Raw genomic sequence first — 5918 nt, forward strand, 5'->3', positions numbered from 1 at the left:
AATTATATTTTTATTTATCTCCCGGCCGGGGTCCGTCTAATTAACTCCTCCACAAACCCCCAAACCCACCCCCGGCGCTAACACATGCGCGAGCGCCCCCCGTCCGGAAGAGAACGAGCTAGCGGCCGATCGCGGCGGCCATCACGCGGGTGGCCGAGATCAGGCCGTCGATCAGGTTGCCCTGACGGAACGAGGCCAGGGCGGCGGTGACGCCGAGCTGGCAGATGCGGTCATTGGCGCGCTCGGCCACGTCGGCACCGGAGCGGACCTCGATCGCGCCCTGGTTCGGGGACACGGCGATGAGCACCGAATCGGCCGACTCCGGGGTGTTCGGCAGGATCGCGTCGGCACCGGCCGCCGGATCGGAACCGAGATCGCCGAGGTAGATGTTGAAGCGGATCTTGGTGGCGCGGGTCGCCTCGGTGAGCGCGTTGTCGAGGCAGATGCGCTCGTGATCGGTGAACGGCACCTCGTCGAACACGGTGCCGGGCTCGTGCACGCCGGACACCCGACCGCTGCTGGTCAGGGCGAACCCGTGCGGGAGGTCGGCCTCGACCACCGCGGGCCAATTAGAACTTGCCACTTGCCCGGCCTCCGATCAGCTCCGCATGCGCGGTTTCGAGAGCCGCATGACCATGCGGCTCGGCGGTGTGGTGCCCCGCCGCGGCGGTCACCTCATCGGTAGCACTCCACAGCACCGGCCGGTGGGTCCACTTCTGCCCGAGTGCGAAGTGGGCCGGCTTCTCACCGGGGAATGGCTTACCGAGATAGGACAAACCCGCGATCGCGAAGTAGATCGCGGCCGGGATGCCGACGAAGATCAGCACTGTCTCGAGAATGCTCACGCACCAACGGTAGACGATGCTGTGTAGTAGTTCATCCTCCGGCCATGGGTTGCCGCACCGCGTGTCCGGCCGCGGCTACACCAACCAGGCCGCCGCGTTCGGGGGCAACCGATCGTCGGCGACCGGTGCGCTCGACAGCAGCACCTCCCCCGGCGGCAGCTGGATCGGGCTGTCGGAGGCGTTGAGCACGCAGGTCAGCCCGCCCGGACGACGGAAGGCGAGACAGCCGTCGGGACTGCCGTACCACTCGATCCGCTGGCCGGCGAACTCCGGCCGGGTGGCGCGCAGGTCGATCGCCAGGCGGTACAGCGACAGCGTCGAGTGCAAGGTTTCCAGTTGCGCTTCGACGGTGCGGTCGGCCCAGTCGACGGGGATCGGCAGCCACGGCTTGCCCTCGGTGAAGCCGAACGGCGTGGCCGGACCCTCCCACGGCATCGGGACCCGGCAACCGTCGCGACCGCGTTCCTTATGGCCGGTGCGCTCCCACACCGGGTCCTGCAAGACGTCGTCGGGCAGGTCGTCGACATTGGGCAGGCCCAGTTCGGCGCCGTTGTAGACGAACACCGCACCGGGCAGGGCGAGTTCGACCATGACCATCGCCCGCGCCCGCGCGACACCGGTCTTGCCGCCGCCGTAGCGGGTCACCTCGCGTTCGATGTCGTGGTTGGACAGCGTCCAGGTGGGTGGGGCGCCCGCGTCGGCCACGGCCTCCAGGGAGTGGGTGATCGCGTCGTGGACGGCCTGCGCCGTGAAGGGAGTCTCGGCGAGGCGGAAGTTGAATGCCAGGTGCAACTCGTCGGGGCGGACGTATTCGCCGAAGCGGACGTTGTCGTCGACCCAGACCTCGCCGATCGACACCGCGTGCGGGTAGTCGTCGAGCACCGTGCGGATGCGGCGGTGGATGGCGTGCACGCCGGGGTTGTTGAAGCGGGGATCGTCGTCGTCGTGCACCAGCATCTTGGTTTCGACTTTCGCCATGTCGGGCAGGCCTTCGGGCTTGGCCATGCCGTGCGCGACATCGAGGCGGAAACCGTCGACGCCACGGTCGAGCCAGAAGCGCAGGGTCTTCTCGAAATCGTCGGCGACCTCGGGGTTGTCCCAGTTCAGGTCGGGTTGTTCGGGCGCGAAGATGTGCAGGTACCACTGCCCGGGGGTGCCGTCGGGCTCGGTGATCCTGGTCCAGGCGGGGCCGCCGAAGATGCTCGGCCAGTTGTTGGGCGGCTCGTCGCCGTTCTCGCCGCGACCGTCGCGAAAGATGTAGCGGGCGCGTTCGGGACTGCCCGGCGCCGCATCCAGCGCCTCGGCGAACCACGCGTGTTCGACGCTGGTGTGGTTGGGCACCAGATCCATCGTCACTTTGATCTCGCGATCGTGCGCTTCGGCGATCAACTCGTCCAGCGCCCCCAGCCCGCCGAAGAGCGGGTCGATATCGCGCGGGTCGGACACGTCGTACCCGCCGTCGGCCTGCGGTGACCGCATCACCGGACAGATCCACAGCGCGTCGACGCCCAATAGCTCCAGGTACCCCATCTTCTCGCGTACACCGCCCAGATCACCGACACCGTCACCATCGGAGTCAGCGAACGAACGCGGATAGACCTGATAGAACACGGCGGTTTTCCACCACGGAGCGGTGCTTGCTTCCCCCGGCACCGGCGAGGCAGGTGTCTGTGTCACATCCGCAATATTGCCAAAGTTCGCCCGCAATATTCATGGGGGGCCGAGACTTTCTGCGAATCCGGCAAATCACCAGCGTTCGCCACGCCACAGAGAAACATCGTGGTAAAGGAGGGCAACGTCGCGAAACCAGGCTGCTATCTGCCCGCCATCAGCGAACACCGGGCACCCGTAAGCTCGGGCAGGGCGTCTATGGGGCGTTCTGGAGGGAAGCTGCGGGAATGCGGTGTACGCCTGGGTCAGCTCGGGGCGTTCTGGAGGGAAGCTGCGGCCATTTGGAAGTAGTCCAGCAGTGCCTTGCGGTGTTCGTCGTCGAGGATCGACGGTTCGATCTCGCCGACGGCGATCCGCATGCACCGCATCCACGCGTCGCGCTCGAGCGGGCCGATGACGAACGGGTTGTGGCGCATGCGCAGGCGCGGGTGCCCGCGCTCGTCGGAGTAGGTGCGTGGACCACCCCAGTACTGTTCGAGGAACATCCGGAACCGGCGCTCGGCTGGGCCGAGGTCCTCCTCCGGGTACAGCGGACGCAGGATCTCGTCGGCCGCGACCTCGCGATAGAACACCGACACCAGACGACGAAACGTCTCGGCGCCGCCCACGGCTTCGTAGAAGGAGGTCGTTGTCTGCTCACCGGTGCTCACGGGTTCCATTGTGCCCCGTTCACCAGGGTCACGAACGCGCCGCCCTTCAACCACAGTTCATCCGGAAGTTTGAAAAATAGCCGTGCAATACCGCCGGAACCATGGTCAACTGGGGGCAGTATCGGCCCCAGATACCACATGATCCTGCCAATCATGAAATTGAGGTCAAGAGGATGAAGCAGCGACCGAGCGCCCGTTCACACGAGGCGCGCACGCATCGACAACTCCAGCCCGCCGACGTCCACAACCGTGGCTCGGGGGCTATTCCGCTGCACATCTTGTCCGATCACCATCCGGGCGCACACGGTCTTCACGACCTGCCGCATCTCCCCGCGCCACTGCATCTCGCCGGAGACCACGACGCCGCCGCTTGGCGCAAACGCCGGGTTCTCCTCCTCAACGCCACCTACGAGCCGCTCACCGCGCTGTCCGCGCGTCGCGCTGTCGTGCTGCTGATCTGCGCCAAAGCAGACGCCGTCCACGACAATCCCGAGGGCCCGGTCCTGCATTCGGCAGGCTCCCAGGTTGCGATTCCGTCCGTCATCCGCCTGCGCACCTATGTGCGGGTGCCCTACCGCGCCCGCGTGCCGATGACCCGCGCCGCGCTCATGCATCGCGACCACTACCGATGCGGGTACTGCGGCGGCAAGGCCGAGACCATCGACCACGTGATCCCCCGCAGTCGCGGCGGCGAGCACTCGTGGGAGAACTGCGTCGCCAGCTGCGCCCCCTGCAATCACCGCAAGGCCGACAAGATGCTGGCCGACCTGGGCTGGCACCTGCGCCACCCGCTGGTCTCCCCCAAAGGCCCGCACTGGCGGCTGCTGTCCACCACCGCCGATCTGGATCCGATCTGGTTGCAGTACCTCGGCGAAGGAGCCGCCTGACACACCGCTCTCGATCGGTTCAGGCGCTCTCGATGACCATCGTCGCCCAGGTTCCCGGTTCGAGGGCCTCGAAGATATGCGGGAGATCACCCAGGTAGCGGATGTAGTCGCCGGGGCGCATCTCGACGGGCTCGTCGGCCGGACCCACCATGGCGTGGCCCACTGCGAGCACGACGTGTTCCACGACGCCGGGCGTATGCGGTTCCGAGCGCCGGATATGGCCCGGTTCGGCCGCGATGCGGTAGACGTCGCAGCGGGTGTGCGACTGGCCTGCTGCGAGCAATGTCACCCGGTAGTCGGCGTCGGCTGCCGGGACCGGCGATCCCTCGTCGGCGCGGATCACCTGAACGTTGGACCGAGGCGGGTCGAGTAGCCGGGAGAACGGCATTTCCAGGGCTACGCACAGCGCCCACAGGGTTTCCAGGCTGGGGTTTCCAGTGCCCGATTCCAGTTGCGACAGTGTGGATTTCGCGACACCCGCCCGATTGGCGACCTCGGTCAGCGACAGGCCGGCGCGGGCGCGCTCGCGGCGCAGCGCCGCGGCGATCACCGCCTGGGGCGGTCCGACGACAGGGTCCTGCCGGTCCATCTACGCCTCCTGGGTGCTGGCGATACCGCGTTGACTTTACCCACCCGATGCGTTCAATATAAACAACATGCGTTCGATCTGGCGAACACTCGACCGGGGAACCGTGGCTGCCGTAGCCGCGGCGTGCTTTGCCGTCGGCCTGTTCGGTGTGTCCTACGGTGCGTCGACGATCGCGGCCGGGTTTCCCATGTGGATGCCGATCGTGATGGCGGTGACGGTGCTGGCGGGCGGGTCGGAGCTACTGTTCTTCGGGATCGTCGCGGCCGGCGGTAGTCCGCTGGCCGCGGTGGTGGCCGGGCTGCTGCTCAACGCGCGGCACCTGCCGTACGGGTTGTCGGCGCCGGAGGTGTTCGGGCGCGGCTGGAAGCGGGTGCTCGGCATCCACGTCCTCAACGACGAGTCGGTGGCCTTCGCCGCGGCGCCGGGCAATCAGGAACGCAAACGCGCCGCGTACTGGGCCTGCGGGATCGGGGTCGCGCTGTGCTGGCCGCTGGGGGCGACCCTCGGTGCGGCGCTGGGTTCGCTGGTGCCGGATACGTCGGCGCTCGGACTGGACGCGGTGTTCCCGGTGATCCTCTTGGCGTTGATCCTGCCCGCGCTGCGCGATCGGGCGACAGCGCGGCCGGTGCTGGTCGGCGCGGGACTGGCCGTGGCCGTCGCGCCGTTCGTACCGGCGGGGCTGCCGGTACTGATCGCGCTCATCGGGCTGGTCTTCGCATTGCGTCCGCCCGCGCCGATCACGGAGCCGGTGGCGTCATGAGGACACCAGCGGTCGGCGCGGTGGTCGCATGAACGCGCCATACCTGCTGCCCGCCATGCTGGCGCTGGCCGTGGGAACGTACGCACTGCGCTGGACCGGGCCCGCGATGCGCCATCGACTGCGGCTGTCCCCCAGAGCAATTCACCTCCTCGACACCGGCGCCCTCATCCTGCTCGCGGCCCTGGTCGCGACAGCCACACTGCCGACCGGCTCCGGTCACCTCGGCATCGCCCTGCCAGCAGGCGTCGGCGTCGGCGGAGTCCTCGCGTGGCGGCGCGCTCCCCTGCTGGTGACTGTGCTGGCAGCAGCCACAACAACCGCACTGCTACGCCTCGTCGGCGTGCACTGACCCACACCACAGCCCTACCGCACTACCAGCCCCACCTTTCACTCCAAGACCGCCATGACCGCACTCCCAACCCCCACCCGCGACCCCTAGGGAGCGGCGGCCACGAAGTGGCCGGGGGGGCGCGGCCGGCCGGCGGGGCGGGGCCGGCGATGGAGCGCGAGTAGGAG

The 5918-nt window shown here is 67.9% G+C and carries 8 protein-coding genes; 3 read left to right on the forward strand and 5 right to left on the reverse strand.

From position 1 onward, the window contains the following. Positions 1–118: 118 nt before the first annotated feature. The 4 genes from ACFWPX_RS24685 to ACFWPX_RS24700 form a co-directional block, all read right to left on the reverse strand. On the reverse strand, positions 119–583 hold the full coding sequence (locus ACFWPX_RS24685; RefSeq protein WP_378929408.1) for a DUF5130 domain-containing protein: 465 nt from the start codon (positions 581–583) through the stop codon (positions 119–121). Beyond that, positions 570–845, reverse strand: coding sequence for a hypothetical protein (locus tag ACFWPX_RS24690; RefSeq protein ID WP_378918236.1), 276 nt, complete (start codon positions 843–845; stop codon positions 570–572). The genes ACFWPX_RS24685 and ACFWPX_RS24690 overlap by 14 nt, the downstream gene beginning before the upstream one ends. Before the next feature lie 75 nt (positions 846–920). Beyond that, a complete protein-coding gene (locus ACFWPX_RS24695) occupies positions 921–2522 on the reverse strand; it encodes a glycoside hydrolase family 13 protein (RefSeq protein ID WP_378918238.1) in 1602 nt (533 codons plus the stop codon). Positions 2523–2761: 239 nt separating this feature from the next. Further along, positions 2762–3175, reverse strand: a complete 414-nt coding sequence (locus tag ACFWPX_RS24700; RefSeq protein ID WP_378918240.1) for a globin — start codon at positions 3173–3175, stop codon at positions 2762–2764. A 164-nt stretch (positions 3176–3339) separates the two neighbouring features. On the opposite strand from ACFWPX_RS24700, the gene ACFWPX_RS24705 reads away from it, so the two are divergent. Continuing rightward, positions 3340–4053 carry an HNH endonuclease gene (locus tag ACFWPX_RS24705; RefSeq protein ID WP_378918242.1) on the forward strand — a complete coding sequence of 238 codons (714 nt, stop codon included), beginning with the start codon at positions 3340–3342 and terminating at the stop codon, positions 4051–4053. A 19-nt stretch (positions 4054–4072) separates the two neighbouring features. Here the strand turns inward: ACFWPX_RS24705 and ACFWPX_RS24710 are convergent, their stop codons facing one another. Continuing rightward, positions 4073–4642 carry a helix-turn-helix domain-containing protein gene (locus ACFWPX_RS24710; protein WP_378918244.1) on the reverse strand — a complete coding sequence of 190 codons (570 nt, stop codon included), beginning with the start codon at positions 4640–4642 and terminating at the stop codon, positions 4073–4075. 67 nt (positions 4643–4709) lie between these two features. Here ACFWPX_RS24710 and ACFWPX_RS24715 point away from each other — a divergent pair, with 67 nt between their 5' ends. Together ACFWPX_RS24715 and ACFWPX_RS24720 are read left to right on the forward strand one after the other, a co-directional pair. Beyond that, entirely contained in the window at positions 4710–5402 is a 693-nt protein-coding gene (locus tag ACFWPX_RS24715) for an AzlC family ABC transporter permease (RefSeq protein WP_378918247.1), read from the forward strand. A 28-nt stretch (positions 5403–5430) separates the two neighbouring features. Next, positions 5431–5751 carry an AzlD domain-containing protein gene (locus ACFWPX_RS24720; RefSeq protein ID WP_378918249.1) on the forward strand — a complete coding sequence of 107 codons (321 nt, stop codon included), beginning with the start codon at positions 5431–5433 and terminating at the stop codon, positions 5749–5751. Positions 5752–5918: the final 167 nt, after the last annotated feature.

It is taken from the genome of Nocardia sp. NPDC058518 (genome assembly GCF_042719655.1).
Lineage (GTDB): Bacteria > Actinomycetota > Actinomycetes > Mycobacteriales > Mycobacteriaceae > Nocardia.